Raw genomic sequence first — 23,934 nt, forward strand, 5'->3', positions numbered from 1 at the left:
ATCTAAGCCGCTTTGAGCTAAATATTGTTCTAGACCCAACACCGCTTTGTATGCCTTAGGCTCGACTTGTCTTTAGTTAATTCTTTCCGTCACGATCTTTGCCTCAAGTTGGAGAATCTATTAACTTAGACGAGAGAGGCATTCAATCTGTGACAGAAATTTTGGTAGAGACGTTTCATGAAACACCCCTACTTTTTTTATCTCTGTAATTTTTTACTTAACAATTGATTTGTCAATTTGGGATCGGCACGTCCGCTAGTTTTCTTCATTACCTGTCCGACAAAGAAACCTTTGAGTTTGGTTTTACCATTGCGGAATTGTTCTAGTTCTTTGGGATGTGCGCTGAGGACTTCATCAATAATTTTTTCAATTTCTCCCGTATTGGAGATTTGAATCAGTCCTTTTCTCTCTACCAGTTCTTTTGCCGAACCACCTTTAGCTAAAAGTTCTGGTAAGATTTCTTTACCGATTTTGCCGCTAATCGTACCATCGGCAATTAGAGAAATTAATTCTGCCAGCATTGCTGGTTTAAGAGCAGTTTCTGAAATGGTTAGGTTATTGCTGTTAACATAAGCAGCAATATCTCCCATGACCCAGTTAGCTACCTGTTTGGCATCGCCGCCAGCAGTTACCGCCGCTTCAAAATATTCGGCTACGTAACGGTCGTCAGTAAGCACTCTCGTATCGTAAGCCGATAGTCCCAATTCGGACTCGTAACGATGGCGTTTTTGAGCCGGTAGTTCGGGCAATTCTGCTTGCCATTTTTCTAGCTGTTCTTGAGATACTTCGATGGGTGGTAAATCTGGTTCGGGAAAGTAACGATAGTCACTACTGCCTTCTTTAAGTCGCATACTTTTAGTCCGTCCCGATCCTTCTTCCCAGAGACGAGTTTCTTGATAGATTGGTTCGCCATTTTCGATCGCCTCAATCTGTCTTTTAATTTCGTAGTCGATCGCTTTTTGAATGGCACTAAAAGAGTTCATATTCTTGAGTTCTACCTTAGTACCAAATTCTGATTGACCGACGGGACGCACCGAGATATTAACATCACATCTGAGGGATCCTTCTTGCATTTTGCCGTCGCTAATTCCTAAGTAAAGCATAATGCGGCGTATTTCTTGGGCATATTCAGCCGCTTCTTTTCCGGAACGTAAATCGGGTTCGGAAACGATTTCTAATAGAGGTACCCCAGCACGGTTAAAGTCTACTAAAGAATAGGACGAGCCGTCTAGGCGATCGCTTCCTCCGTGAGTTAATTTTCCGGCATCTTCTTCCATGTGTAGGCGAGTAATACCGATTTTTTTCTTCACTGGTTCGGCGTTGGGTTTTTCGACGATTTCAATTTCAATCCAGCCATGTTCGGCAATGGGCAGATCGTATTGAGAAATTTGGTAATTTTTCGGTAAGTCTGGGTAAAAATACTGTTTGCGATCGAATTTACTATATGGTGCGATCTGACAGTTAAGAGCTAATCCTGCTTTGACTGCGTATTCTAAAACTTTTTCATTCAATACTGGAAGTACTCCAGGATATCCCAAACATATCGGCGAAATGTTGGTATTGGGGTTCTCTGGGTCGAATTTCGTCGATTCGCGACTAAAAATTTTAGTTTCGGTATTGAGTTGACAGTGGGTTTCTAATCCGATTATTGCTTCGTATTCGGTCTTGGCTGGTGCAGCACTGGTCATAAGTTTAGCTATTTTGTAGATAGTAAATCGTATTTCTATCTATTTTATCTGGTTCGCTCGATGCCAAGACAGTCAGAGCATTACTGTATGTGCGATCGGTTTCTACTATTGCCAATCTATAACTAAAGGACTGTCACCCAAACTAAATTTAGCAACAGCCCTCTGACCGTTTTAACTGCTAGCTACAAATCCAATAGAGTTCGCTATATAGTGTAAAGTCATCCGCTGTCAGAGTAGTCATTCCGCCTTCAACTGTGTTTTCAACCCAGGCTAGTACGTCGCTAGTGTCAGCAATGGATACGATGGTCGTATCCGAATTGACTCCAAAGCTGAGATCGTCGAATGTTAGACCACCTGCAAGTCCGATGATGTCTTCTCCCGAACGAAAGTCTTTGAAGATGTTGTATTCGCTGTCACTACCTTCTTGGTCGGTAAACCCCTCCATCACTACAAAGGTGTCTTTACCGCCGGCAATCGTTCCCATATCTAATACATCACCATAATCACCATAAAAAGTATTAACTCCTCCAGAGCCAATTAAGGTATCATCTCCCCCTTGGAAGTTGCCGCTCGCGTTAAGAGCGTCACCGTAAACAGTGTTACCATCGCCAGTAATTATGATGCTATCATTGCCGGCAATTGAATTATCTATTTCCTCTCCTTCACCGTAAATAATATAATATTGTTGTTATTGCCATCTCCTTCAACAATTATGGAGTCGTTGCCACCTTGTGAATTGCGAAGAATTCCATCCCCGGAGACAGTATTATTCGTATTGTTGTTTCCAAAGACTTGTAGACGGTCATTACCACCAGACGAATCATTTTCTAATAAGGGTGCATCGCCATAGATCTCATTTCGATCGCTATCGCTACCGAAGACTACTAGAAGGTCGTCACCACCAGATGAGTTTGATAAACTGACTTCTGCGTCACCAAAGATTTGATTGTCATCACTGTTATCTCCATTAATAAATAACAGGTCGTCTCCACCCATGGCATTATTAACCAGATTTTCTGCATCACCAACGATAACGTTATTATTATTGTCACCGCCAACAACTATCAGTCTGTCATCATCTGCTGCTACCGATCTGCTTATCTCATCGCTATTTTCACCATAGATAGTATTATCTTGGCTACCAGAGCCGATGATTACTAGAGTATCATCACCCATCAAAGCTTCTATAGTTGTACCCTGTACAGCAGGACTAAATTCAAGATCGCTATCGGAAGTAAATGAAGTAACCATAACAATAGCCTCCGACTGTATAAACTATATATGCTAAATACTCAGCCCAAACAGAAGTTCTGCCCACCGTATTAAGAAATATGAGGTTTGAGTAGCAATCGTGCAAATGTCACGCCACGAACATTACTAAACTAATTAAACTCTCTAAGAAATCAACTCCTCAAACCATTAAATTTTTCTTCCTTCAAAATTCCTATCTTAATAACTGGGAGTTCATCGAACTAATAACTGTTTTGTATAAAGTATTACTCTTTGGCAATTAAAAAAAGTGTTAAACTTAGAAATTACTTAATATTATTTTATTTAATTTTAGTTTTGATAATATACGCAGTGCCAGCCGAAGTTAAGAGATTGATAATGTTTTAAAGTAAATTACATTAAGAATTATTTTTACCTATTTCATCCAAACTGGAAAATAAAGCATTTTCGGCTGAATGTCGATCGCAAAGATAATTTACCTGTTCTTCTAGGCGATCGCAGCAATAACGAACTAAAGCCAAACCATCTTCTCGAGATATTTCACCTGTGGTTGTCGGAAACTTTGCCAGTAGTTGAGCTTCAGTGGTAGTATACTTGCCCAATGCCGTTTTGAATTGTGCCAGGCGATCGGACAGTTCACTATGATGAAAACTAAATTCTAAAATTGAATCGAGATAATCTCTAACTGCGGCATTGTTTATACCTTCTGTAACTGCAGCATAGAGTAATTTGCTGTTAAGATAGTCAAATTCGGGCACTCTTAACTCTTTTCCCTGTAGTTTGAAGGTTTTAATTCCAGGTTGGGGTCTGACGATTATACCTTCACGGCGCACTCGATTGGCGGCTTCTGAAATTAAAGCGACCAGTGCTAGGACAACTTCAGGATAGTTGCTGTCCATTCCTCTTAGTTCGACAGTACCAACGGAATTAAGTCGAATGGGATTCCAACCTGCGGTTAGTAGTTCGCCGCCAGAATTTAAAAAAATTTCTCTGTCTACTCCAGCGCGATCCATTGCCTGTAGCCAACAATGATAGCGATTGAATAACTGTTCGATCAGCTTCTCTGTAGTTTCTACGTAAGGCAGCAAACCACCTACTGTTTGCAAGTAAGTATAAACCCCCTCCCAAGCAAATTGAGGACTACCACGATAGTGAATGGTTCGCAAGGCTTTTCCTGCTACTTTACCATCATAAAAAGGGCAGGCACGAGACAAAGTAATTATTGCCGCATCCAAAGCAGTAGCCAAATTGTAGAGATTAATCAGTAGCGATCGCGCTTCGGGAGAAGAATTGTAAGATATACCGACTCGGCGATCTACTACACCTTCGGGTAGGTCTAAATGAATGTGAGTGCCAGTACATTTGGCGGCATGGTCGAATCTTCCTGCCCCAACCGTACGTACTTGCAAGTGATAGTTGGGTTTATCTCTCATTACTGGCGTGACGTACAAAGGATAGGTAGAGAGAGGATAAAGTCTTAAGTTTAGCTGTCGAGAGACTTCGAGCAATATTTGCAGTAGCTCGAGATATTCTTGGGTTAATTCGTTAAGATTGTTTGCTGGGACGGTATTAATCTCGACAATACTTTTGACAAATTCAGGATCGAAGCATGAAACTGGACGATTTTGTAACTTGGCTATCTCCTGACAGCCATGCAAAAATTCATCGGCGCGATTGGATAAAAAACCCTCAGCATCGACAATGAAAAATTCTTGTTCTAAACCGAGACGAGAGTTATCGAGCGCCATATCATTATTTAGTAAAGGTATTTTTTATCTAAGGAGTAGAGCGTGGAGCCTCAATCCTCAAACTTTATCAAGATTGTGACAGGAAAATTGCCCAGTAATTATTATCGTCTGAAATTTTCATTCACAATAGAGAATAATTGTTAAACTTCTCCAAATTTGTAACAACTGCATCACTATGCTAGAACTCAACCAAATTCAAAATCGACGGATATACATCACCTACCCAGAGATACCATAAGTTAAATTGGGAAATGCCTATCTAACGAGGTTAATTAATATACTTATACTAATATTTAGACCGAGCGGTATGCTTGTTGGGCTCTGGTTTGGACTTACTAAATATATCCTCTGTTATTCGTCACTTTATTGTTAATTTTTTATCGGTTATGGCTTTTGGATCTATCGTTCGTGCGGTTGAAAAATCACCTTTAACTAGAGAATTAACTGGAAAACTCAATAAAAAACAATCTTTGCTGCTTAATGGTATTCCTCGCCTACCTAAAGGCATTGTTAGTTCTGGTTTGGCACGAGCAGAAGGCAAAAATTTATTGCTGGTTTGTCCTACACTCGAAGACGCTGGTCGCTGGGCAGCGCAACTAGAGGCGATGGGCTGGCAGACGGTAAATTTCTATCCTACTTCTGAAGCCTCCCCCTATGACCCTTTCGACCCCGAATCGGAGATCGTTTGGGGTCAGATGCAAGTATTGTCAGTTATCAGTAATCGGTCATCAATTGTTAATGAGAGCTCGGGCAATGGACAACAGCCATTAGCAATTATTGCCACCGAGCGATCGCTACAGCCCCACTTACCACCGCCAGAGGTATTTCAAGCCTATTGTTTGAGACTGCAACGAGGCATGGGTTTGGAAACAAAGCAGTTAGACGAATCTTTAGCCAGATTGGGTTACGACCGGGTTTCCTTAGTGGAAACGGAAGGACAGTGGAGTAGACGCGGAGATATTGTCGATATTTTTCCCGTTTCAGCCGAATTACCCGTACGGTTGGAGTGGTTTGGAGATGAGTTGGAACGGCTTCAGGAGTTCGATCCTGCTACCCAAAGATCTTTAGATAAAATCGAGCAATTATTATTAACGCCGACTTCTTTTTCGACGATCGTTGCCAACCAGATTTTAGCAGCCAATAAAAATATCGATGATTATTTATCCGATGCAGAATTAGAGAGTTTTACCGAAGGCATTCCCTCCGAAGGCATGAGACGTTTTTTAGGATTTGCTTTTGGTAACCCCGCCTCTCTTTTAGATTATTTACCAGAAAATACCTTGATTGCCTTCGACGAAATCGAACAGTGTCAGGCACACAGCGATCGCTGGATTAAATTAGCTGAGGAACAGTGGCAAAGTCTAGAGCCAAGCTTACCCAAAATCCACAGCAATTTTCAAAACTGTCTGGGGGATACCGAACGGTTTTCTCGGATCTATCTTTCAGAAATTGCCGAAGAACACCCCCATTTACCAATAAGTAACCCCGAGACAGTCTCAATTCACAACCTCAATAGCCGTCCTATTCCCATTACCCCCCATCAGTTTGGCAAACTCGCCGCCATCCTCAGAGGTAAACGAGAAATTTATAGCCAGATGACCTTAAAGAACTATCGAACCTGGCTGATTTCTGCCCAACCATCCCGTTCGGTTTCACTGTTACAAGAACATGACTGTCCAGTACAGTTTATCCCCAATCCTCGCGATTATCGAGCGATCGACAAAGCCCAGATACAAGATACGGCAGTCGCTTTAAAATATTCTGGTTTGGCAGAACTATCGGGCTTTATCTTACCTACCTTTCGCATTGTCGTCGTTACCGACAGAGAATTTTTTGGACAGCACACTCTAGCCACTGCCAGCTACGTTCGCAAACGTCGCCGCGCCGCTTCTAAAAAAGTTGATTTAGACAAATTACGTCCTGGGGATTATGTAGTTCACAAACATCACGGCATCGGTAAGTTTCTCAAACTCGAACCTCTATCTAATCGAGAATATTTAGTGGTGCAGTACGCCGATGGCACTTTGCGCGTCCCAGCCGATTCTTTGGATATGCTATCACGTTTTCGTCAGACGGGAAGCCGTCCGCCAGAACTCAACAAAATGGCAAATGCTTCTTGGTCGAAAACTAAAACTAAAGTTCGTAAATCGATTAAGAAACTGGCAGTAGATTTATTAAAACTCTACGCCAAACGTTCCAAACAAACCGGTTATGCCTATCCTCCCGACAATCCCTGGCAGCAGGAACTAGAAGATTCTTTCCCCTATCAACCTACACCCGATCAACTCAAAGCCACCCAAGATATCAAAATCGATCTAGAGAGCGATCGCCCGATGGATCGTCTGGTATGTGGTGACGTGGGCTTTGGTAAAACCGAAGTGGCAATTCGGGCTATTTTCAAAGTAATTACCAGCGGTAACAAACAGGTGGCTTTCTTAGCCCCTACTACTATTCTGACGCAGCAGCACTATCACACCCTCAAAGAAAGATTTGCCCCCTATCCAATAAATGTCGGCTTATTAAATCGTTTCCGTACTCCTGCCGAGAAAAAAGAAATCATGCAGCGTCTAGCTACGGGAGAATTAGATGTGGTTGTCGGTACTCATCAGTTACTCAATAAAGATGTCAAGTTTAAAAATTTGGGAATGTTGGTGGTAGACGAAGAACAGCGTTTTGGAGTCAATCAAAAAGAAAAAATCAAAGCCTTTAAATCTCAGGTAGACGTTTTAACTCTCTCAGCGACTCCTATTCCCCGTACTTTGTATATGTCTCTATCGGGAATTCGGGAAATGAGTTTGATTACCACTCCACCCCCTTCTCGTCGCCCGATTAAAACCCATCTTTCTCCTTATAACCCCGAAGTAATCAGAAACGCCATCCGCAACGAATTAGATCGAGGAGGACAGGTATTTTATGTAGTTCCCAGAGTGGAAGGCATTGAAGAAACTAGTGCACAGCTACGGGAGATGATTCCCAGTGCCCGAATTGCGATCGCGCACGGACAGATGCCAGAATCGGAATTAGAGTCTACGATGCTGACTTTTAGTAACGGGGAAGCGGATATTTTGGTTTGCACCACGATTATTGAATCTGGATTAGACATTCCTCGGGTTAACACGATTATCGTCGAAGACTCACAAAGATTTGGTCTATCGCAACTATATCAGCTAAGAGGTAGAGTCGGGCGATCGGGCGTACAGGCACACGCTTGGTTACTCTATCCAGGCAAACAAACCCTCTCCGATACCGCCAGAAAAAGACTCAGGGCATTACAGGAATTTTCCCAGTTGGGTTCGGGATATCAACTAGCAACCAGAGACATGGAAATACGCGGCGTAGGTAATCTCTTGGGTGCCGAACAGTCGGGACAAATGACTACTGTTGGCTTCGATCTCTATATGGAAATGTTACAAGAAGCTATCCAAGAAATTCAGGGGCAAGAAATACCTAAGGTCGAAGATACCCAAGTCGATCTCAAACTTACGTCCTTCATCCCTGCCGACTACATCCCCGATACCGATCAAAAAATGGATGCTTATCGCGCCATTGCTACCGCCACTTCTAAAAAAGAACTACTGCAAATCGCTGCCGAATGGGAAGATCGCTATGGCAGCATTCCTGCGCCAACTCAGCAATTAATCCAGGTAATGGAACTCAAGCAAATTGCTAAAGCTATAGGCTTCTCCCGTATCAAACCCGAAGGACAACAAAACATTGTCTTAGAAACCCCGATGGCAGAACCCGCCTGGAATCTGCTTGCCGAAAAGATTCCCTCTCACCTAAAATCCCGCTTTGTCTATGCACCCAAAAAAGTCATCGTACGCGGTTTGGGTGTAGTTAAGCCACAAAAGCAGTTAGATAACTTGATTGAATGGCTTGGTGCGATTCATAAAGGTTTACCAGAGTTAGAGTTGGTGTAGGCGCGATCGCTTCATGTAAAGATTCTCTACTATGAGATTGATCTTACTTAATTATTAGATCTTTTAACTGAACTTCCTAGACATTTGTACTATCTTCTTCTAAAATCCTTGCTCTGCAAGGGTTTTAGCTATTAGTGCTCGTGTATGTGTCCATGTAATACCAATTGGATCAAAAAATGTTATAAATACTTAAGAGCGATCGCTAGTAAATTGAGCTATGTCTGGAGTACTAAAAATTGAAATTACCGAATCAGAAGAAAGCTTTAAAAAGCTACTAATCAACCAAATTATCTGACTTCCGTGCTCGAACCTCATGTTTTAACTCCTTATGTCATTGGTGACTTGTATTCCCGTCGTTGGCGAATCGAAGAAACTTTTCTGTTACTCAAACGCCTCTTGGGTTTAAGTTATTTATGGACTGGTTCCATTAACGGTATTAAATTGCAACTCTGGGCTACCTGGCTGTTTTACGTCATTTTAGTTGATTTATCCGATGAGGTTGCCGACGAATTGACTTTACCATTTGAGCAGATTTCCGTCGAAATGGTTTTTCGTGGGATTTATCATTTTACCCAGGCTTTGAATCAAGGTTTGGCGACTAACTTGATTACTTATTTAACCGCACCTGAAAATCGCGACTTGGGGATAGTTAAATCCTTTCGTCTGCGAAGAGCCAAACCACCTCTTGATTTATCTCCTTTTCCCTCTTGACAACTAGCTTTTATGCTTAACTTGTCACCAATGGGCATTGACAAATTTAAGCGATCGCTATATGATAATTTCTTATACGCGGTCGTCTTAAAACTCCCTTCAATAAAGCCTTAGAGCGATTCTACCCAGTCAGGAGCGTTTGCAAAATCACCCAAACGCCCTCAGCGCGAGCTTTTCTTCGTTTTTTTCAACTGGAAGTTCAGTTTCACAACTTAGACTTACCCATCAACAGCGATCGCTATACTTTAGTGATGACTGAAAGCTCTTGCAGGAGATTTATCAACTAGATTCACTTAAAAGCCTCTTTCACAATTGCTTGAGACTTATGCCTTACTTAAGCCGAAGCTTTGTGTTACAGATTGGGTCAAACCAGGTGACCTGTTCGGCCACCAAATCTAGATAAATCTCAGCATCTTCAACTCTATCTTTTGGAAGGCGAGTTGAAAATGTCCCTTCATAGCCTTGAGGAGCGGGACGATCTAAAAAACTAATGCGTTTGAAGTCTTGATTATACGTGCCATTCAGCATCATCAAGGATATTCCGACATTGACCGCACCTGTTTCAGAGCCTGAAGAACGCCATTGCGCCCATCCCGTATTGACTACCCTACCGGAGATGAGGTAGCTGCTTCCCTCATCAAAGATAGATGCTGTAATCTTAGCACTTAAACCGTCAGTCCAACGACTATCATGAATCTTGGGCTCTTTATAAAGGACAAAAAGACGAGTATCGCTCCATATTGGCTTAAAAGATGTTTTGTACATATGATGAAGAAGATCGCTAGCTGTTTGATGGGACCTTAATGATTGAAACTCTGAAAGTGAACATAAAGTAGGTTTGAGAGTAAACACAGATAGTTTGATATCTTTAAATCCAACCTTTTTTGCAATGTCCCAAATTTCCTCAATATGAATATCGTTTTCAATTACATTGAAATTTTTCATCTCCATCTGAGAGGCTGGCGTAAGAGAATGCTGTGGACCAGGCTCGCAAAAAACAGCAATTCCATCTCTCTTTAGAACACGTGCAAACTCACGAAGAACTTGCTCTTGATTTGGAATGTGATGAAATGAGTCAAAGCATACTATTCGGTCGAAAAACTCATCTTCAAACTCTATATTAAAACCATCAAATTGCTGATAAGAAATACGGTCGTAAATTTCAGGATACTTTGCTTGAGTGTGTTGTTGACCGAGAGCCAACGCTTTGGCTGACACATCCGAGCAAATCACCTCGCAGCCCATCATAGCCAGAGATTGGGCAAGCCAGCCAGTACCCCCCCCAAAGTCAAGAACTCGCATCTCTGGAAAAAAATCCAAATTGCTAAGTACGACTCCCAATTTCGGGATAAGTTGAATCGCGTCAGTCCCCATAAAAGGCTTGTAGAGTTGTGGGCTAGTAGGCTCAAATCCTTGAAAGTAACGGTCAGCTAACTTTGCATGTTCTTTTACGTCATATTTTTGAATTAATTTTTTAACATCAATGAAGTCCATGTTGGTTTCCTTCTTCGTAGCACTCTCTGTTCTGTTCTTATCAAAGATAATTAGTGCTCGTTCCACATATCGCTGAATTAATTCTCTAACATTAATGAAGTCCATGATAATTTTCCTGTTCATAGCCCCCTCTGCTCTGTTCCTATCAAAGATAAAAAGATAATTAGTGCTCGCTCCATTACTGGAAAATTTTAACTCAGAGTGATTCAAAATGTGGTTTTAGTATGCAAACTTGTGCTCTGCCACTTCCTCACTCTTGACAACAACAGAGCTCGCCTGCTCCTGCCAAAGTGCTTGTCCTCAAAAACGCTTCAACTCAAACCATCTGGAATCTCGAAACGAAGCTCACAGTTAGATAAGTATAGAGAGAAGAAAACTCGATCTGAGCAGAAAAGTATTTTAGAAGAGTCTCCCAGCTTGAATAATTATTTAGAACAAAATTATCTTGACTGGTACGCAAAATCAGTTAAAGCAATGAAACGAGAATTTTCTATTCCTACAGACAATTTAGTGGATATAGAAACAATTATGACAGATGAATATTTTGGATGAATTGCGATCGCGCTTTAGTCAATTAATTAACAATACGATTGGTAAAGTATGATACTCGAATTAGACTTACCCATCAATAGCGATCGCTTTGTCTCACAAAATATCGTGAGCGATCGCAACACAGTCGAGTCGTAAAGACAGTTGGATAACCTAAATTAAAATTAGTGTAAGTGCGATTGATTTTTACAGATTGGTCAACTCTAAAAGAAGATGAGGCATGGCAACATTTTAGGTGCGATCGCACCATCCAATAAATTCAGTAAGATAAAAACAAACTTTTAAACTTTGATGAAAACATTCACTGCCATTATTGAGAAAGACCGCGATACGAAATTATACGTCGGTTATGTTCCTGGTTTTCCTGGCGCACATTCTCAAGGAGAAACCATAGACGAACTACAAGAGAACTTGAGAGAAGTTATTGAGATGCTTTTAGAAGATGACGCACCTAACTTTGAGACAGAGTTTGTCGGTACGCAACTAATTACAATTTAATTAATATGGGTAATATACCCGTTTTGAAGCCGCAAGAAGTTGTCAAAATCTTGAAGAATCTTGGCTTCGCAGAAATACGCCAAAAAGGTTCGCATAAGCAATTTCGTCATCCAGATGGTAGAGGTACGACAGTACCATTTCACAAAGGAAAAGATATATCACCCACGCTGTAAAAATTGCCAGCGATATTGACACGACGGTAGATAATTTGCTGGAGTCACGATAGACAATAATGCAATCGCGCCTTTAATCTAATCAAATACTATTAAATCACTATGCAACTAAAAGAGCTTTATCATCAAGACTTAAACCTTTGGCGACAAAAGATTATTAAAGCGATTCAAAACAAACAATTAGAAAACATGGATTGGGAGAATCTAATTGAAGAAATTAATGATATGACCGCCAGTGAGAGACGTGCTTTACGCAGTTATACTAAAAGACTGATAGAGCATATTCTCAAACTTAAGTATTGGAATAGCGAGAAGGAATATAGTCGGCGTAGTTGGGAAAAAGAAGTAGTTAATTTTCGTGAAGAAATTAAAAGTATTTTAGAAGAGTCTCCCAGCTTGAATAATTATTTAGAACAAAATTATCTTGACTGGTACGCAAAATCAGTTAAAGCAATGAAACGAGAATTTTCTATTCCTACAGACAATTTAGTGGATATAGAAACAATTATGACAGATGAATATTTTGGATGAATTGCGATCGCGCTTTAGTCAATTAATTAACAATACGATTGGTAAAGTATGATACTCGAATTAGACTTACCCATCAATAGCGATCGCTTTACTGCTAATGACAAAACCACTGTTAAAAACTAGTAGCGTTAAAGATGTAATGATGCTTTCTTTAATTATTTAATATTACTTTTAGTTATACCGAACTTTCGTTTCGACCTGGCTGAGATGAGAAGTATCGCCACATAATTCTAGCTGCCAGCGATCGCCATTGCGGACTATTTTTACCAAACAGCATAAAGAGACATTAAAAACTGGATATCCCGGTATTAAGCCTTGAGTAGCACCCCACACAGACGCACCGTGTCCGACGATCAGTATATCTTCCGAGTGCTTGGCAACTAACCTTCTCGCAGTTTCTGCAGTACGATGATTTACCTCAGCTTCGGTTTCGGGATATTTAGGGATAATTAGAGATCGATAATTCCAGTTGAGACGGGGAAATTCTGCTTTTAATAGTTCTGGAGGATGAGTTTCAGGAAATTCTGTCATCCATTCAGGATTGTGCCATTCACCCAATCCCGCTTCAATTTTAATTGATAGATCTAATACTTCTGCGACTTCGTTAGCGGTTTGAATGGTACGTAGAAATGGAGAAGCAAAAATATGTTTGATGTTTTCTTGTTTTAGCCTTTGTCCCAGTTCTCTGGCTTGAAGCAAACCATCATTGGAGAGATGAGGATCGTAACGTCTTGCAGCGGTATTAAACCATTCTGGGTTGACAAAATCGATACGATTTCCGTGTCTGGCAATCCACACTGTTTGTGATGACATATAGACGTTCGAACTATAAGTGATTGAGTATAAATATTCAGTTTGATAGATTTATTATATCGAGCAATTCGGCGATCGCACTGCAATGATTAAATCTTAAAATTTATCTGCTTGGCAGTGAAAACGGGATACTTAATATAACTAATCCCACGATAAGTATAATAACAAATTGATTTTCCGCAGATTTTCTGGGAGCGATCGGCAATAAAATTTTTGTCAATTCGTTGGTTATTCTCGATCTCAATTTCCGCTAAGTTAGTTTGATATTTAATCCCACGATAAGTAAGCTGCATCAATCGCTCTCTCCTTAATCCTTAATAATTTAAGTAACTGTTATTTATCTATGTGCGACATTACCAAAAATTGCAGCCTTGAGATTGAATGTCATATTTGTATGACATTGGTAACAAAGAGAACGAAGTTAATCCAGCCTACAAAAAAAATTAAACGTTGCTGAATTGAAGTATTATAGTTTTCTTGTTTGAATAATTGGGTACTTTGTAATTGATTTTCTTCCCCAGAATTGGGGGTAGGGGGGCAAATCATATCCGAAATCAGCAATGCCAAAAATTAAAAAACTCAGTTGCATCGAGCAACTGAGTCGCTTATTTAAGCTACGATCGCTTGAAGAAATACGTCGTGTTTAACTAATTTAAACAGCAGCTTCGCTGAGATTTACTTTAACGACTTTGTTTTTTTCTTCCTCTGCTTTGGGTAGAGTTAGATTTAAGATACCGTCTTTGTATTCGGCTGTAACGTTGGTGTTTTGAATCTTGACAGGTAAAGGAATTACTCTTTGGAATTTACCGTAATGAAATTCAGAACGAGTTTTGCCTTTCTCTTCAGATTTGGTTTCAGATTTGCGTTCGCCACTAATAGCTACGCTTTTTGCCATTACTTCAACATTTAAGTCGGCAGCTTTAATTCCAGGAATTTCTAATTTGAGATGTAAAGCCTCTTCGGTTTCAGATAGTTCTGCTGCAGGGACTTTGGTAAGATTACTAAAATCTCTTAAAGATGCGGGAACCATTACTTCATTTAAAATACTGTCTATTTGACGTTGTAAAGAATTCATTTCTTTCCAAGGATTATAACGAACTAAAGCCATATTTTTTCTTTAATTAGTAGATTTTTGTGATGTTTAATTAATGTTCAATTACTATATTAGTCATCTACAAATCTAAGTGTAAGTGCGGTTATACCTCGGATTTGGTGGAATTTCTGCCCGAACTAAGAAGTAACAAAAACCGTACCGTTTACGTTCGGGTACCTAGTTTATCTATGACAAACTGTTGAATTGAATTGACCTACTTACTCTTCACTTGAATACCAAGCGATCGCTAAAAACCGTCGAGACAATGGTTTAATTGAGAAAATTATTTTAAAGTAAAGATAGGTTTTGGTACGAGTTCGTCCTGATTCCTTTTTCTTCAGGAGATTAGAAATGTTCTTTCCTTGGTTCAAAGATTATTCTTGCTACGATTTCGACTCTAATTCCCAACAACGTCGTCAGCGTAAACTTAAATTTCTCAAATCCATACGGGACGATTTAGAAGCGCGATTGGCAGCGATCAATGCGGCAATTGAGACCATTGAAAGACAAAGCCGCCAAGATTGAAGACGCAAGAAACTAGAGGAAGACAAAAAAACTGAAAAAAGAGGGGAGGAGGTGATGAGGAGAACAATATATGACCTCCGATCTCAAATCCCTCTAATTAGTCGCAATTAGTCGCGCTCGCTTTTTCCCCTTAATTTTCTTTCCTTCTGCCTCCTGCCTCAGATCGAGATCTGGTCTACCCGATATCTCAACTTCCTACTTTACTACTTAACCAACAGATCAGCTTTCGGCAAACACATAACGGCGTAGATCTTCGGGTTTGGGTTCGGGACTGCTTTCGGCAAACTTAACTGCTTCTTCAATTTGAGCAGAAATTCGGCTATCTATTTCTTTTAGTTCTTCTGTACTAGCCAAATTTTTTTCGGTAATATAACCGGCAAATTTCTTAATTGGATCTCGTTGTGCCCAAAATTCTTTTTCTTCAGGCGATCGCAATTCATCGGGATCGGCAAGGGAATGTCCTCTAAAGCGATAGGTTAGAGCTTCAATCAAGGTCGGTCCTTCACCCGCCCGCGCTCTAGCAACCGCTTCTTTAGCTAGGGAATTGACAGCTAAGACATCCATACCATCGACCTCATAACCAGGCATATCGAATACGCTGGCTTTTTTGTAAATTTCTGGTTGTGAAGCAGCGCGATAGTGAGACATCCCAATCGCCCACTTATTATTTTCTACCACATAAATTATTGGCAGTTTCCAGAGAGCCGCCATATTCAAGCATTCAAAAAACTGACCGTTGTTACTCGCCCCGTCGCCAAAAAAACAAACGGTTACTGAGTCGTAATCTTCATCTCCCATAGCTTCTCTACGATACTTGCTTTGCAACGCCGCACCAGTAGCCACGGGAATTCCTTCTGCTACGAAAGCATAACCACCTAATAGCCCGTGTTCGGCAGAGAACATATGCATCGAACCGCCTCTTCCTTTACTACAGCCTGTTTCCTTACCAAATAATTCTGCCATTACTTCTTTAGCAGGAACTCCCGCACTGAGAGCGTGAACGTGGTCGCGATAAGTACTACAGACATAATCGCCACGAGAACGCAATGCTTTGATTATTCCAGAAGATATCGCTTCCTGACCGTTATAAAGATGAACGAAGCCAAACATTTTGCCTCGATAGTACATTTCAGCACACTTATCTTCAAATGAGCGTCCTAAAACCATATCTTCGTAAAGCATTAATGCCTCTTCTTTAGTCAGGTTGACGCTGCTAGAATCGAATTTTGGTAAAGTTCTTTCGGCACACATATAGTCTGTATTTTTTGAGTAAAAAAGTAATATATTCAATCATAAAACTTTAGCCTCCAGAAAACAGCAAAGTTAAAGCGATCGCTCGTCTTTCGCGCTGTCGTTTAAAATTCAATTCCTGGCTGTGCTTTAATTTCCTGTTCCCGAAAAGGATGTTTGATTAAAGTCATTTCGGTAACGAGATCGGCTTTCTCAATCAATTCGGCTGGCGCGCCCCTGCCCGTCAAAATTACGTGAGAATCTGCTGGTTTTCGTTCTAAACCAGCAAGCACTCGCTCTATATCTAAATATCCTAATTTGAGAGCCACATTAACTTCATCCAATAAAACCAACTTATATTCGGGATTGGTAATATATTCTAGTCCTCGTTCCCAAGCTGCGATCGCTTTTTCAGTATCTCTTTCTCTATCTTGGGTTTCCCAAGTAAAACCTTCCCCCATAGCGTGAAAGCGTAACTGCCCTTCCCATTTGGCTAAAACTACTTTTTCTGACGGTTCCCAGGCACCTTTAATAAACTGAATTATCGCCACTCGATAACCATGTCCGAGCGATCGCATTACCATTCCCAGAGCGGCGGTAGTCTTACCCTTGCCGTCACCTGTATTGACAATAATTAAACCTTTTTGCTTATTTTTCGCCGCCAGACGACGCTCTTGAACTTCCTTGCGTCGCTGCATTTTTTGTTTGTATCGTTCTTGGTTCATCGTCGTTAATGGTTGAAGTTAAAGAGTATACAGTTTTTTGAGTTCCCTTGCTAAAAAAGACGAACTTGTAGCATAGTTCGAGCGGGAATACATATTAAACTTAAGTCGTCTCACCACAACAAATCAATAGTGAGTGAAATAGCGATCGCGACGACGCATATCCAACCACTGTTGCAAGATTATGGCAGCGGCGCGGCGGTCGATCGCTCCCTTGTCGCGAGTTGAAAACCGTTTTTGAGTCTTTAATTGAGTTTCGGCTTCTACAGAGGTCAGGCGTTCGTCTACATATTCAACGGGTAACTGTAGCTCTTGAGTAATTCTTTCGGCAAATTTTTGTACTTCTTCGGCTTGCGGACCAATGGTGCCATTTAAAGAATAAGGCAAACCGATTACCAGTATGGTTGCTTTTCTGGCAGCGACGATCGCTTTGAGCTGTTCGAGATCTTTTGCCCAAGAAGTACGATAAATCGTAGTCAACTCAGTAGCAATCAAACCCGTACCGTCACAACCTGCTACTCCCAGGCGTTTTTTTCCGACATCTAATCCTAAAGCGGAAATTTTCTTCATCTCGGCTACCTTAATTATTCTCTTACTATCAACGTTAAACATATTCGACAATGTTTAGTAACTCTTCTCGTAAAGATAGAGGCTGATAACCGAGTGCAAAAGCCTTGCTACTATCTAAAGAAGTATCGGGCGATCGCGGGGCAGCCAGAGTTACTTCTCCTTGTTTTCCAGCTTTAATCAAACTTGTCGGTGCATCTAAGATATCTGCTAACAATAAACCAAAATCATAGCGAGAGATTCTCTCTTGTCCACCTAAATGCAGTATGCCCGTTACTTGTCGCTCTATAGCGAGCAATAATCCTCGTGCTGCCGTTGTCGCGCTCGTTGGAGTACGAAATTCATCGATAAATAAATTTAATTCTGTTCCCACTTTTAGTTTAGTAACCATAGACTGCAAAATACTAGCAGCTACGGGTGAAGCCATACCGAACATCAACGGCATTCTACAAACTACTGTCTGGGGATGTATGGCTAACATCTCTCGTTCGGCTGCTACTTTTTGTTCGCCATAATAACAAACAGGAGAAACAAAGTCAGTTTCTTTGTAAAAAGAACTTTTGCCATCGAAAACTAAATCTGTCGAAGTAAAAGCACAGGGAATCTTAAACTCGCCACACAAACGAGCGATATTTAACGAGGCGCTAACGTTAATAGTATAAGTTTCTTGAGGATTAGTCTGACAGAAGTCAGGTTTAGCCGCCGCCGCAGTGTGAATTACCCCATCGGGTTTAACTGTCATAAATAGCTGTTGGAGACTGACATAATCTCTAAGATCGATTTTGGTTAAACTGACTTCAGATATCTCTACTGGATGGGAAAAATAAGTGCCGTATACTTGCCAGTGCAATCGAGCTACCCGACACAAATTCCAACCTAAAAAACCACTTGCACCAGTAACTAATAGCTTCTTCATAGACAATTATCGGCGTTGCTAAAAATCTAGGTACGATCTGATCTTAAGTCTGGTAGAGGAAATAAAGAAACTGAAAAATAACTGTCGCTCGTTAATTTTCAACTGTTCAATTCCCCAGTTTCTATTGCCTAATATTTAACTTTTGCTTTGAGCTACTGGGTTCAAGTGCCCTTTTTAATCGCTAAATAAAAAGTCTACATTTAAATAGTAGTTTAAATCTACTATTTAAATAACCTTCTTCCCTCTTCCCTCGAACTTCTTCCTTCGTTTAATATTCAATCAAACTAACAACAGGTAAATCGGGTAACTTTTGCCTGCCACCCAGACCAGTCAACTCGATTACAAAAGCAAATCCCAAAATTTTTGCTCCCAGTTTGGCTAACAGTTCAGCGGTGGCTTTGGCAGTTCCACCGGTGGCAATCAAATCGTCAACGATTAGAACTTTCGCCTCAGTTTCGATGGCATCTTGATGGACTTCTAACTTATCCGTACCATATTCTAGTTGGTATTCGATATAATGAATCGCCGCAGGAAGTTTCCCTGGTTTACGCACTGGAATAAAACCCGCATTGAGTTGATAGGCTAGAGGTGTGGCGAAAACAAAGCCCCGTGATTCCATACCTACTATATAATCGGGTAACAAACCGCGATCGCGACATTTTTCTGCCATAGTGTCGATAGTAAAGCGCAAACCCTGGGGGTTTTTAAGCAGAGTAGTAATATCTCGAAATGTAATTCCTGACTGCGGAAAATCGGGGATGTCGCGAATTAAAGATTTTAGTTCCATAGATCTAAATAAAAGTTAGTAAATCTACTTTGAGTAATGCTCAATCGCAGCGCTGGATTTTACATCCAGCGACCGATTGAGTAACGTCGATCGCCATCGCTATGGCATCATAGCAGCAGAAACTATTTGTTATCCTCGATTAAGAAGAAAATATATTTAGTTTAGAATATGGACTTAATTTGATAATGAGTCAATCTGCAAGCACGACATCCGATCTTCAGTTAGCGATCGCCAAAAAGCCGGCAGTCTTGAATTCCTTACCCGATATTGCCCTCCCGGCGCGTGGTTGTTCTCCTCACACTCAGCAACAAATCGATTTACTCTTATTAGCTGTTGAAGCTCTAGAGTTAGGTGCTTCTGAAAAGATGTTAGCTACGGCAAAACAGTTAAAAATAGAAGAAATTATTAAAAATCGAGTAGTACTTTGGCGTTTGCGCTGTAGTAATCCTTGGCGGCGTTCTTATACCCGAGATTCTCTGAGTTTAGATGTGGCAAAAGCATTGGTAATTCTAGCTAGCTATCGCGCCAAAGATTTGATGGTCTTAATCAGACAACTGTTAATTGCAGAACAACAAATGCGAGCCAAACAACTCCCGCTAGAAAATCATTTTCGTCTCTCGGAATATTTTGCCAGATTTCGCGCTCATTTTCGCAGTCGGATGAATTACCGTCGGGCGAAAGTATCGGCTTATCTAAGCTCAGAATCACAGTTGAATGAGTTAGCTTTAACGCTCTTACAAAAACTGTTATTTTGTACTGGTACCAGAGGCGTGGAACGAGTTTGGTATAGTTTGTTCGATGGAGAGGTAGCTTGACGTGACTATTAAGCGGCAGTATGACTTGCCCAACTGCTCTTTAATCCTCGAGGGATTGGAAGATATTGGTGAAGATAAAGTTGATATTTTAGACGGGCGATTGCCGATGGTAATCTTAGTTAATGCGGAGTGTATCATCGGTTCAGAGCGCAAACTGAGCGGCGGTAGCATATTTCTCGAGAATTTAGTCAAGGCTGTCAGTAGTTATGCTCAAGAAATTTTAAGTGGCTTACCCCATCCTCAGAATACTAAGGCAGAATATCCCCTGGTCGAGATCTCTAGAACTGAAAATGAATTACATCGCGTGACTGTTGAGCCACCACCAGATAGCGGCGAAGCTACGATATCTCTCGATCTAACTACGGTGGAGTTTTTCGATCTGGTAGATGCTGTAGATCGAATGGTAAGCGATCGCGCTACCTTACCCCAACTGGCTTTAGAATTGCAAGCCGTAGGTAGGCGTTACCGTCAACCAGAACAACCCCTAGCCGATCGAGTAACTCCTGCGGTTGTCGGCGTTGCCAGTTTGGCTGTAGCGGCGGCAGTTTTTTGGCTAATTCCTCCTCCAGAAGTGCGGGAAAGAGAACCCGAATTAGAAGCGACTCCTACCGAAACAATACCTGTAAACCCAGAAAGCGCACCACCGAGAACTAATCCTAATTCAGAAAATTCGCCAACAGAATAAACAGAATAAGAGGAATAAAGTTTCAGACACGAGGTCGATGATTAATAAATATCAACGATCGCCGATTGTCAATTAGCCCTTACTAATCGTAGTTTAAAATTGACAATAAACCTTTAATTCCTTCGCCAATTCCCCATTATCCCCAAACTCATGAACTCCACTCTATCTCAATTCGGCAAGCAAATGTCCCAACTTACGGGAGTTCGGGCGATCATGAAAGATATTATCGAAACCTTGAGTAATAGTGGTGGTAGAGAATTTATCAATCTCAGTGCTGGTAATCCCGTAATTCTTCCAGAGGTAGAAAATCTCTGGCGCGAATGTACTGAGGAATTATTAGCCAGTAAAGAATACGGTGAAGTCGTCTGTCGTTACGGATCTTCTCAGGGGTATCCACAATTAATTGAAGCGGTCAAAAACGATTTTAATGCTCGCTACGGTTTGAACTTGAGTGATCGCCACATTCTGATCTCTCCTGGTTCTCAAACGCTATATTTTTATGCAGCGAACGCCTTTGGCGGCTATACAGAAACTGGAGAACTCAAGCAGGTCGTTCTACCTCTTAGTCCCGACTACACGGGTTATGGTGGAGTCAGCCTATCCCCCGAAGCTTTAGTCGCCTACAAACCGCAGTTAGAAATCGAAGCGAATCTGCATCGATTTAAATATCGTCCCGACTTCAAACAGCTAAAAATTACTGCCGAAACTGGCTGCGTAATTTTTTCTCGTCCCTGTAACCCAACGGGTAATGTGTTGAGCGATGATGAAGTGGCAAAAATTGCTACCTTAGCAGCAATTAATAACGTACCGGTACTAATCGACTCTGCTTACGCACCTCCTTTTCCCGCGCTCAACTTTACCCCCATGACTCCTCAGTTTGGCGGCAATATCATCCACTGCTTGAGTTTGTCCAAAGCAGGATTACCTGGAGAGAGAATTGGGGTAGCAATTGGCGAACCCGAGCTAATTCGAATTTTGGAATCTTTTCAAACCAATGCCTGCATTCATTCCTCCCGTTACGGACAGGCGATCGCCACCAGAGCCATTGCTTCTGGTCGACTAGCCGAGATCGCGCTTCGGGTTATTCGTCCCCATTATGAGCACAAGTTAGAACTTCTCGAAGCTACCTTAGATAAGACAATGCCCAACAGCGTACCCTGGTTTTTACATCGCGGCGAAGGGGCAATTTTTGCTTGGCTGTGGCTAAAAGATTTACCGATAACCGACTGGGAATTTTATCAGCATCTCAAACGAGAAGGAGTAATTGCCGTACCTGGAAACAGTTTCTTTCCAGGCTTACGAGTAGACTGGCAACACAAACATCAGTGTCTGCGTCTCAGTTTGACTGCAACCGAGGCTGAAATAGTTACTGCCATGAAGCGTTTGGCAGCAGTCACCGATAATATTTACCAATCAGTATTATGAATGACGAGCAATTCGCGATCGCCCACCTCATCGAAGTGGGGACGATCGTCTCACCTCAAGGATTGAAGGGAGAATTAAAGATCTATCCCAATTCTGACTTTCCCGAACGCTTTCTCAAGCCAGGAACTCGCTGGTTGCGGCATCCCCGGACTCAAGAAATTATCGCAGTGGAATTGTTAAAAGGGCGTTATCTTGCCGGTAAAAATCTCTATGCAATCCAATTGGCAGGAATTGACAACCGCGATCGCGCCGAAGAGTTACGTCAATACGTGCTACTAGCAGATCGCAGGGATAAACCTAATTTAGCTCCCGATGAATATCACGTTGCCGATTTGATCGATTTAGAAGTATACGATCGCACTACTGGAGAAAAAATTGGCGTGACGGTAGAAATGTATACTGCCGGTAACGATTTATTAGAAGTAAAGCTGCATCGCCAACCAGAACCAAAACAGACAGAGATAATCGATTCTTCCCTAATTACCCGCAAAAGCAAACGCAAAAAATCTAAATCTAAAGCTAAAAGTAAACCCGCTACGGTTTATATTCCTTTTGTCAAGGAAATAGTTCCCGTCGTCGATCTAAAAAATAAACGACTGGAAATTTGTCCTCCTCCTGGCTTATTGGAAATTAATCGAGACGAGAATTAGGGCAGCTCGGGATCTTTGGGGAACGAGGGATCTAGTTCTAGGGATTGCCTACTAGTCTATATCTACATACAAAATATAAGAACCCAACTTAAGCTTTGCCGACCACAATTCATATTCGATTTGCAAAAATTTAGGATAGGGATCGGCTTCTAAAATTAGCTGTCGAGTGTAATTTCGTAGCCGTAGAGAATTACATTTTGCTGGCGGACTACTATTCAAACAATACCGACTGACACCATAAATCCCTTTTTCCCAAAAATGCCGATAGCTCGAGCGCCGATCGCTCTGCATGGTTAAAATGACTCGATAGGGCGAAATTTCCAGCCAAAATAAACCTTTGGGGACATCTTCACCAGCTTTGGGACTTTTGCTTGTCTCAGCAAAAGTAGAATAAGGTAAATTTTGTCGGTCTAATAATAAACGAAAGCGATCGCCATCTTGTTGATACAAAGAAGCAGTGGTTTCAATGACATTCCACAGTGGTAGATCGATAGAAATAAATGAAAGATATACATTTTGCTGACGATTCACTAACATTACTTATAGTTTAAAAATAATTACGAAAATAATACGACTCGAGATAGTAACTAGCTCGAGTCGATTCAAATATTTGCTATTAGTTTCTAGGATATCCTCAACACTACACTATTTGGGAAACATAGAATATCTCGTGAAGATACTTGTCAAATTATTTTTTTTTGGTTATGATAAGAATCGCTGTCATAAGCAATCCTCAGTAGCTCAGTGGCAGAGCGGTCGACTGTTAATCGATTGGTCGTAGGTTCAAATCCTACCTGGGGAGTTAATTCTAATCCCATTTTTGTTGTCAACTGTTAAGCTATTTGTCATCGCTAACAAATTAGTGTCGTATTGACAATATGTTCGAGCTCGACTTTAAGAAGAACACTCGGTCGTCCTATTTCTCAGATTGACGCTCAGATTGCTCCGATCGCACTGTCTCATGATGCCACCCTAGCGACGCGAAATATATTGGATTTTGATGAATGTGGTATTGAGATTATCGAGCCTTGGAAACCAGAGTAATTTTACTGAATCGCTATTGGTTCGACGATCGCACTTCACCACATAATCAAAATAAGCATAGAGAGAAAAAAAGCGATTGTTACTCAGTATAATTAATCATATAGAGACATCGTATTCCAT

General features: G+C 41.2%; 25 protein-coding genes, 1 tRNA gene and 2 pseudogenes. 13 read left to right on the forward strand and 15 right to left on the reverse strand.

Annotated elements, in window-relative coordinates; genetic code table 11:
- Window positions 1-197: 197 nt before the first annotated feature.
- The 4 genes from gatB to ACLFKQ_RS15075 form a co-directional block, all read right to left on the reverse strand.
- Complete coding sequence (gatB, locus tag ACLFKQ_RS15060) at window positions 198-1,688, reverse strand: Asp-tRNA(Asn)/Glu-tRNA(Gln) amidotransferase subunit GatB (protein ID WP_449000620.1); 1,491 nt, start codon at window positions 1,686-1,688, stop codon at window positions 198-200.
- A 178-nt stretch (window positions 1,689-1,866) separates the two neighbouring features.
- Window positions 1,867-2,172 (reverse strand): hypothetical protein, encoded by a 306-nt coding sequence (locus ACLFKQ_RS15065; RefSeq protein WP_449000621.1) that lies wholly within the window; start codon window positions 2,170-2,172, stop codon window positions 1,867-1,869.
- 164 nt (window positions 2,173-2,336) lie between these two features.
- On the reverse strand, window positions 2,337-2,939 hold the full coding sequence (locus ACLFKQ_RS15070; protein WP_449000622.1) for a hypothetical protein: 603 nt from the start codon (window positions 2,937-2,939) through the stop codon (window positions 2,337-2,339).
- Window positions 2,940-3,316: 377 nt separating this feature from the next.
- Entirely contained in the window at window positions 3,317-4,666 is a 1,350-nt protein-coding gene (locus tag ACLFKQ_RS15075; RefSeq protein ID WP_449000623.1) for a glutamate-cysteine ligase family protein, read from the reverse strand.
- A 386-nt stretch (window positions 4,667-5,052) separates the two neighbouring features.
- Here ACLFKQ_RS15075 and mfd point away from each other — a divergent pair, with 386 nt between their 5' ends.
- Window positions 5,053-8,586, forward strand: coding sequence for a transcription-repair coupling factor (gene mfd, locus ACLFKQ_RS15080; RefSeq protein WP_449000624.1), 3,534 nt, complete (start codon window positions 5,053-5,055; stop codon window positions 8,584-8,586).
- A 189-nt stretch (window positions 8,587-8,775) separates the two neighbouring features.
- Here mfd and ACLFKQ_RS15085 read toward each other — a convergent pair whose 3' ends face one another.
- Complete coding sequence (locus ACLFKQ_RS15085; protein ID WP_449000625.1) at window positions 8,776-8,901, reverse strand: hypothetical protein; 126 nt, start codon at window positions 8,899-8,901, stop codon at window positions 8,776-8,778.
- Between ACLFKQ_RS15085 and ACLFKQ_RS15090 the strand changes: the two are divergent.
- Window positions 8,872-9,297, forward strand: a pseudogene (locus ACLFKQ_RS15090) (IS4 family transposase); the annotation flags it as partial. The gene ACLFKQ_RS15085 and the pseudogene ACLFKQ_RS15090 sit on opposite strands and share 30 nt — an antisense overlap.
- Window positions 9,298-9,627: 330 nt before the next feature.
- Here ACLFKQ_RS15090 and ACLFKQ_RS15095 read toward each other — a convergent pair.
- Window positions 9,628-10,896, reverse strand: a complete 1,269-nt coding sequence (locus tag ACLFKQ_RS15095; protein WP_449000626.1) for a class I SAM-dependent methyltransferase — start codon at window positions 10,894-10,896, stop codon at window positions 9,628-9,630.
- 129 nt (window positions 10,897-11,025) lie between these two features.
- Here ACLFKQ_RS15095 and ACLFKQ_RS15100 point away from each other — a divergent pair, with 129 nt between their 5' ends.
- The 4 genes and pseudogenes from ACLFKQ_RS15100 (at window position 11,026) to ACLFKQ_RS15115 (ending at window position 12,542) form a co-directional block, all read left to right on the forward strand.
- Window positions 11,026-11,343: a DUF29 family protein gene (locus ACLFKQ_RS15100; RefSeq protein ID WP_449001044.1), complete on the forward strand. Its 318-nt coding sequence runs from the start codon at window positions 11,026-11,028 to the stop codon at window positions 11,341-11,343.
- Window positions 11,344-11,631: 288 nt separating this feature from the next.
- Window positions 11,632-11,838: a type II toxin-antitoxin system HicB family antitoxin gene (locus ACLFKQ_RS15105; protein ID WP_449000627.1), complete on the forward strand. Its 207-nt coding sequence runs from the start codon at window positions 11,632-11,634 to the stop codon at window positions 11,836-11,838.
- Window positions 11,839-11,843: 5 nt separating this feature from the next.
- Window positions 11,844-12,064, forward strand: a pseudogene (locus tag ACLFKQ_RS15110) (type II toxin-antitoxin system HicA family toxin).
- A gap of 49 nt (window positions 12,065-12,113) precedes the next feature.
- A complete protein-coding gene (locus ACLFKQ_RS15115; protein WP_449000628.1) occupies window positions 12,114-12,542 on the forward strand; it encodes a DUF29 domain-containing protein in 429 nt (142 codons plus the stop codon).
- A gap of 171 nt (window positions 12,543-12,713) precedes the next feature.
- Here ACLFKQ_RS15115 and ACLFKQ_RS15120 read toward each other — a convergent pair whose 3' ends face one another.
- The 3 genes from ACLFKQ_RS15120 to ACLFKQ_RS15130 form a co-directional block, all read right to left on the reverse strand.
- Complete coding sequence (locus tag ACLFKQ_RS15120; RefSeq protein ID WP_449000629.1) at window positions 12,714-13,355, reverse strand: histidine phosphatase family protein; 642 nt, start codon at window positions 13,353-13,355, stop codon at window positions 12,714-12,716.
- Between the two features lie 89 nt (window positions 13,356-13,444).
- Complete coding sequence (locus ACLFKQ_RS15125; protein ID WP_449000630.1) at window positions 13,445-13,648, reverse strand: DUF4278 domain-containing protein; 204 nt, start codon at window positions 13,646-13,648, stop codon at window positions 13,445-13,447.
- A gap of 359 nt (window positions 13,649-14,007) precedes the next feature.
- The gene (locus ACLFKQ_RS15130) at window positions 14,008-14,463 is read right to left on the reverse strand and encodes an Hsp20/alpha crystallin family protein (protein WP_449000631.1); all 456 of its coding nucleotides are present in this window, start codon (window positions 14,461-14,463) and stop codon (window positions 14,008-14,010) included.
- A 336-nt stretch (window positions 14,464-14,799) separates the two neighbouring features.
- Between ACLFKQ_RS15130 and ACLFKQ_RS15135 the strand changes: the two genes are divergently transcribed.
- Window positions 14,800-14,973 (forward strand): hypothetical protein, encoded by a 174-nt coding sequence (locus ACLFKQ_RS15135; protein WP_449000632.1) that lies wholly within the window; start codon window positions 14,800-14,802, stop codon window positions 14,971-14,973.
- A gap of 219 nt (window positions 14,974-15,192) precedes the next feature.
- Here the strand turns inward: ACLFKQ_RS15135 and pdhA are convergent, their stop codons facing one another.
- The 5 genes from pdhA to ACLFKQ_RS15160 form a co-directional block, all read right to left on the reverse strand.
- Window positions 15,193-16,224 (reverse strand): pyruvate dehydrogenase (acetyl-transferring) E1 component subunit alpha, encoded by a 1,032-nt coding sequence (pdhA, locus tag ACLFKQ_RS15140; RefSeq protein WP_449000633.1) that lies wholly within the window; start codon window positions 16,222-16,224, stop codon window positions 15,193-15,195.
- A 104-nt stretch (window positions 16,225-16,328) separates the two neighbouring features.
- Window positions 16,329-16,928 (reverse strand): cob(I)yrinic acid a,c-diamide adenosyltransferase, encoded by a 600-nt coding sequence (cobO, locus tag ACLFKQ_RS15145; RefSeq protein ID WP_449000634.1) that lies wholly within the window; start codon window positions 16,926-16,928, stop codon window positions 16,329-16,331.
- A gap of 123 nt (window positions 16,929-17,051) precedes the next feature.
- Window positions 17,052-17,495 (reverse strand): Holliday junction resolvase RuvX, encoded by a 444-nt coding sequence (ruvX, locus tag ACLFKQ_RS15150; RefSeq protein ID WP_449000635.1) that lies wholly within the window; start codon window positions 17,493-17,495, stop codon window positions 17,052-17,054.
- 34 nt (window positions 17,496-17,529) lie between these two features.
- On the reverse strand, window positions 17,530-18,408 hold the full coding sequence (locus ACLFKQ_RS15155) for an SDR family oxidoreductase (RefSeq protein WP_449000636.1): 879 nt from the start codon (window positions 18,406-18,408) through the stop codon (window positions 17,530-17,532).
- A 268-nt stretch (window positions 18,409-18,676) separates the two neighbouring features.
- Window positions 18,677-19,195 (reverse strand): adenine phosphoribosyltransferase, encoded by a 519-nt coding sequence (locus tag ACLFKQ_RS15160; protein WP_449000637.1) that lies wholly within the window; start codon window positions 19,193-19,195, stop codon window positions 18,677-18,679.
- Between the two features lie 185 nt (window positions 19,196-19,380).
- Between ACLFKQ_RS15160 and ACLFKQ_RS15165 the strand changes: the two genes are divergently transcribed.
- From ACLFKQ_RS15165 to rimM, 4 genes are all read left to right on the forward strand, one after another.
- Complete coding sequence (locus ACLFKQ_RS15165) at window positions 19,381-20,010, forward strand: DUF3038 domain-containing protein (protein ID WP_449000638.1); 630 nt, start codon at window positions 19,381-19,383, stop codon at window positions 20,008-20,010.
- Window position 20,011: 1 nt separating this feature from the next.
- Window positions 20,012-20,695, forward strand: a complete 684-nt coding sequence (locus ACLFKQ_RS15170; RefSeq protein ID WP_449000639.1) for a DUF4335 domain-containing protein — start codon at window positions 20,012-20,014, stop codon at window positions 20,693-20,695.
- Between the two features lie 150 nt (window positions 20,696-20,845).
- Window positions 20,846-22,120 (forward strand): valine--pyruvate transaminase, encoded by a 1,275-nt coding sequence (locus ACLFKQ_RS15175; RefSeq protein ID WP_449000640.1) that lies wholly within the window; start codon window positions 20,846-20,848, stop codon window positions 22,118-22,120.
- The gene (gene rimM, locus ACLFKQ_RS15180; RefSeq protein ID WP_449000641.1) at window positions 22,117-22,770 is read left to right on the forward strand and encodes a ribosome maturation factor RimM; all 654 of its coding nucleotides are present in this window, start codon (window positions 22,117-22,119) and stop codon (window positions 22,768-22,770) included. The genes ACLFKQ_RS15175 and rimM overlap by 4 nt, the downstream gene beginning before the upstream one ends.
- A 51-nt stretch (window positions 22,771-22,821) precedes the next feature.
- Here the strand turns inward: rimM and ACLFKQ_RS15185 are convergent, their stop codons facing one another.
- Complete coding sequence (locus ACLFKQ_RS15185) at window positions 22,822-23,307, reverse strand: hypothetical protein (RefSeq protein ID WP_449000642.1); 486 nt, start codon at window positions 23,305-23,307, stop codon at window positions 22,822-22,824.
- A 193-nt stretch (window positions 23,308-23,500) separates the two neighbouring features.
- Here ACLFKQ_RS15185 and ACLFKQ_RS15190 point away from each other — a divergent pair.
- Both ACLFKQ_RS15190 and ACLFKQ_RS15195 read left to right on the forward strand, forming a co-directional pair.
- Window positions 23,501-23,572 (forward strand) — tRNA-Asn (locus tag ACLFKQ_RS15190).
- 68 nt (window positions 23,573-23,640) lie between these two features.
- Window positions 23,641-23,814: a hypothetical protein gene (locus tag ACLFKQ_RS15195; RefSeq protein ID WP_449000643.1), complete on the forward strand. Its 174-nt coding sequence runs from the start codon at window positions 23,641-23,643 to the stop codon at window positions 23,812-23,814.
- Window positions 23,815-23,934: the final 120 nt, after the last annotated feature.

Source organism: Myxosarcina sp. GI1(2024) (assembly GCF_053543375.1).

What these genes read in the sequence shown, in the direction of transcription:
- gatB (WP_449000620.1), bottom strand. Translation starts at nt 1,688, where the DNA reads ATGACCAGTGCTGCACCAGCCAAGACCGAATACGAAGCAATAATCGGA.
- ACLFKQ_RS15065 (WP_449000621.1), bottom strand. Translation starts at nt 2,172, where the DNA reads ATGGGAACGATTGCCGGCGGTAAAGACACCTTTGTAGTGATGGAGGGG.
- ACLFKQ_RS15070 (WP_449000622.1), bottom strand. Translation starts at nt 2,939, where the DNA reads ATGGTTACTTCATTTACTTCCGATAGCGATCTTGAATTTAGTCCTGCT.
- ACLFKQ_RS15075 (WP_449000623.1), bottom strand. Translation starts at nt 4,666, where the DNA reads ATGGCGCTCGATAACTCTCGTCTCGGTTTAGAACAAGAATTTTTCATT.
- mfd (WP_449000624.1), top strand. Translation starts at nt 5,053, where the DNA reads ATGGCTTTTGGATCTATCGTTCGTGCGGTTGAAAAATCACCTTTAACT.
- ACLFKQ_RS15085 (WP_449000625.1), bottom strand. Translation starts at nt 8,901, where the DNA reads ATGAGGTTCGAGCACGGAAGTCAGATAATTTGGTTGATTAGTAGCTTT.
- ACLFKQ_RS15095 (WP_449000626.1), bottom strand. Translation starts at nt 10,896, where the DNA reads ATGGACTTCATTAATGTTAGAGAATTAATTCAGCGATATGTGGAACGA.
- ACLFKQ_RS15105 (WP_449000627.1), top strand. Translation starts at nt 11,632, where the DNA reads ATGAAAACATTCACTGCCATTATTGAGAAAGACCGCGATACGAAATTA.
- ACLFKQ_RS15115 (WP_449000628.1), top strand. Translation starts at nt 12,114, where the DNA reads ATGCAACTAAAAGAGCTTTATCATCAAGACTTAAACCTTTGGCGACAA.
- ACLFKQ_RS15120 (WP_449000629.1), bottom strand. Translation starts at nt 13,355, where the DNA reads ATGTCATCACAAACAGTGTGGATTGCCAGACACGGAAATCGTATCGAT.
- ACLFKQ_RS15125 (WP_449000630.1), bottom strand. Translation starts at nt 13,648, where the DNA reads ATGCAGCTTACTTATCGTGGGATTAAATATCAAACTAACTTAGCGGAA.
- ACLFKQ_RS15130 (WP_449000631.1), bottom strand. Translation starts at nt 14,463, where the DNA reads ATGGCTTTAGTTCGTTATAATCCTTGGAAAGAAATGAATTCTTTACAA.
- ACLFKQ_RS15135 (WP_449000632.1), top strand. Translation starts at nt 14,800, where the DNA reads ATGTTCTTTCCTTGGTTCAAAGATTATTCTTGCTACGATTTCGACTCT.
- pdhA (WP_449000633.1), bottom strand. Translation starts at nt 16,224, where the DNA reads ATGTGTGCCGAAAGAACTTTACCAAAATTCGATTCTAGCAGCGTCAAC.
- cobO (WP_449000634.1), bottom strand. Translation starts at nt 16,928, where the DNA reads ATGAACCAAGAACGATACAAACAAAAAATGCAGCGACGCAAGGAAGTT.
- ruvX (WP_449000635.1), bottom strand. Translation starts at nt 17,495, where the DNA reads ATGAAGAAAATTTCCGCTTTAGGATTAGATGTCGGAAAAAAACGCCTG.
- ACLFKQ_RS15155 (WP_449000636.1), bottom strand. Translation starts at nt 18,408, where the DNA reads ATGAAGAAGCTATTAGTTACTGGTGCAAGTGGTTTTTTAGGTTGGAAT.
- ACLFKQ_RS15160 (WP_449000637.1), bottom strand. Translation starts at nt 19,195, where the DNA reads ATGGAACTAAAATCTTTAATTCGCGACATCCCCGATTTTCCGCAGTCA.
- ACLFKQ_RS15165 (WP_449000638.1), top strand. Translation starts at nt 19,381, where the DNA reads ATGAGTCAATCTGCAAGCACGACATCCGATCTTCAGTTAGCGATCGCC.
- ACLFKQ_RS15175 (WP_449000640.1), top strand. Translation starts at nt 20,846, where the DNA reads ATGAACTCCACTCTATCTCAATTCGGCAAGCAAATGTCCCAACTTACG.
- rimM (WP_449000641.1), top strand. Translation starts at nt 22,117, where the DNA reads ATGAATGACGAGCAATTCGCGATCGCCCACCTCATCGAAGTGGGGACG.
- ACLFKQ_RS15185 (WP_449000642.1), bottom strand. Translation starts at nt 23,307, where the DNA reads ATGTTAGTGAATCGTCAGCAAAATGTATATCTTTCATTTATTTCTATC.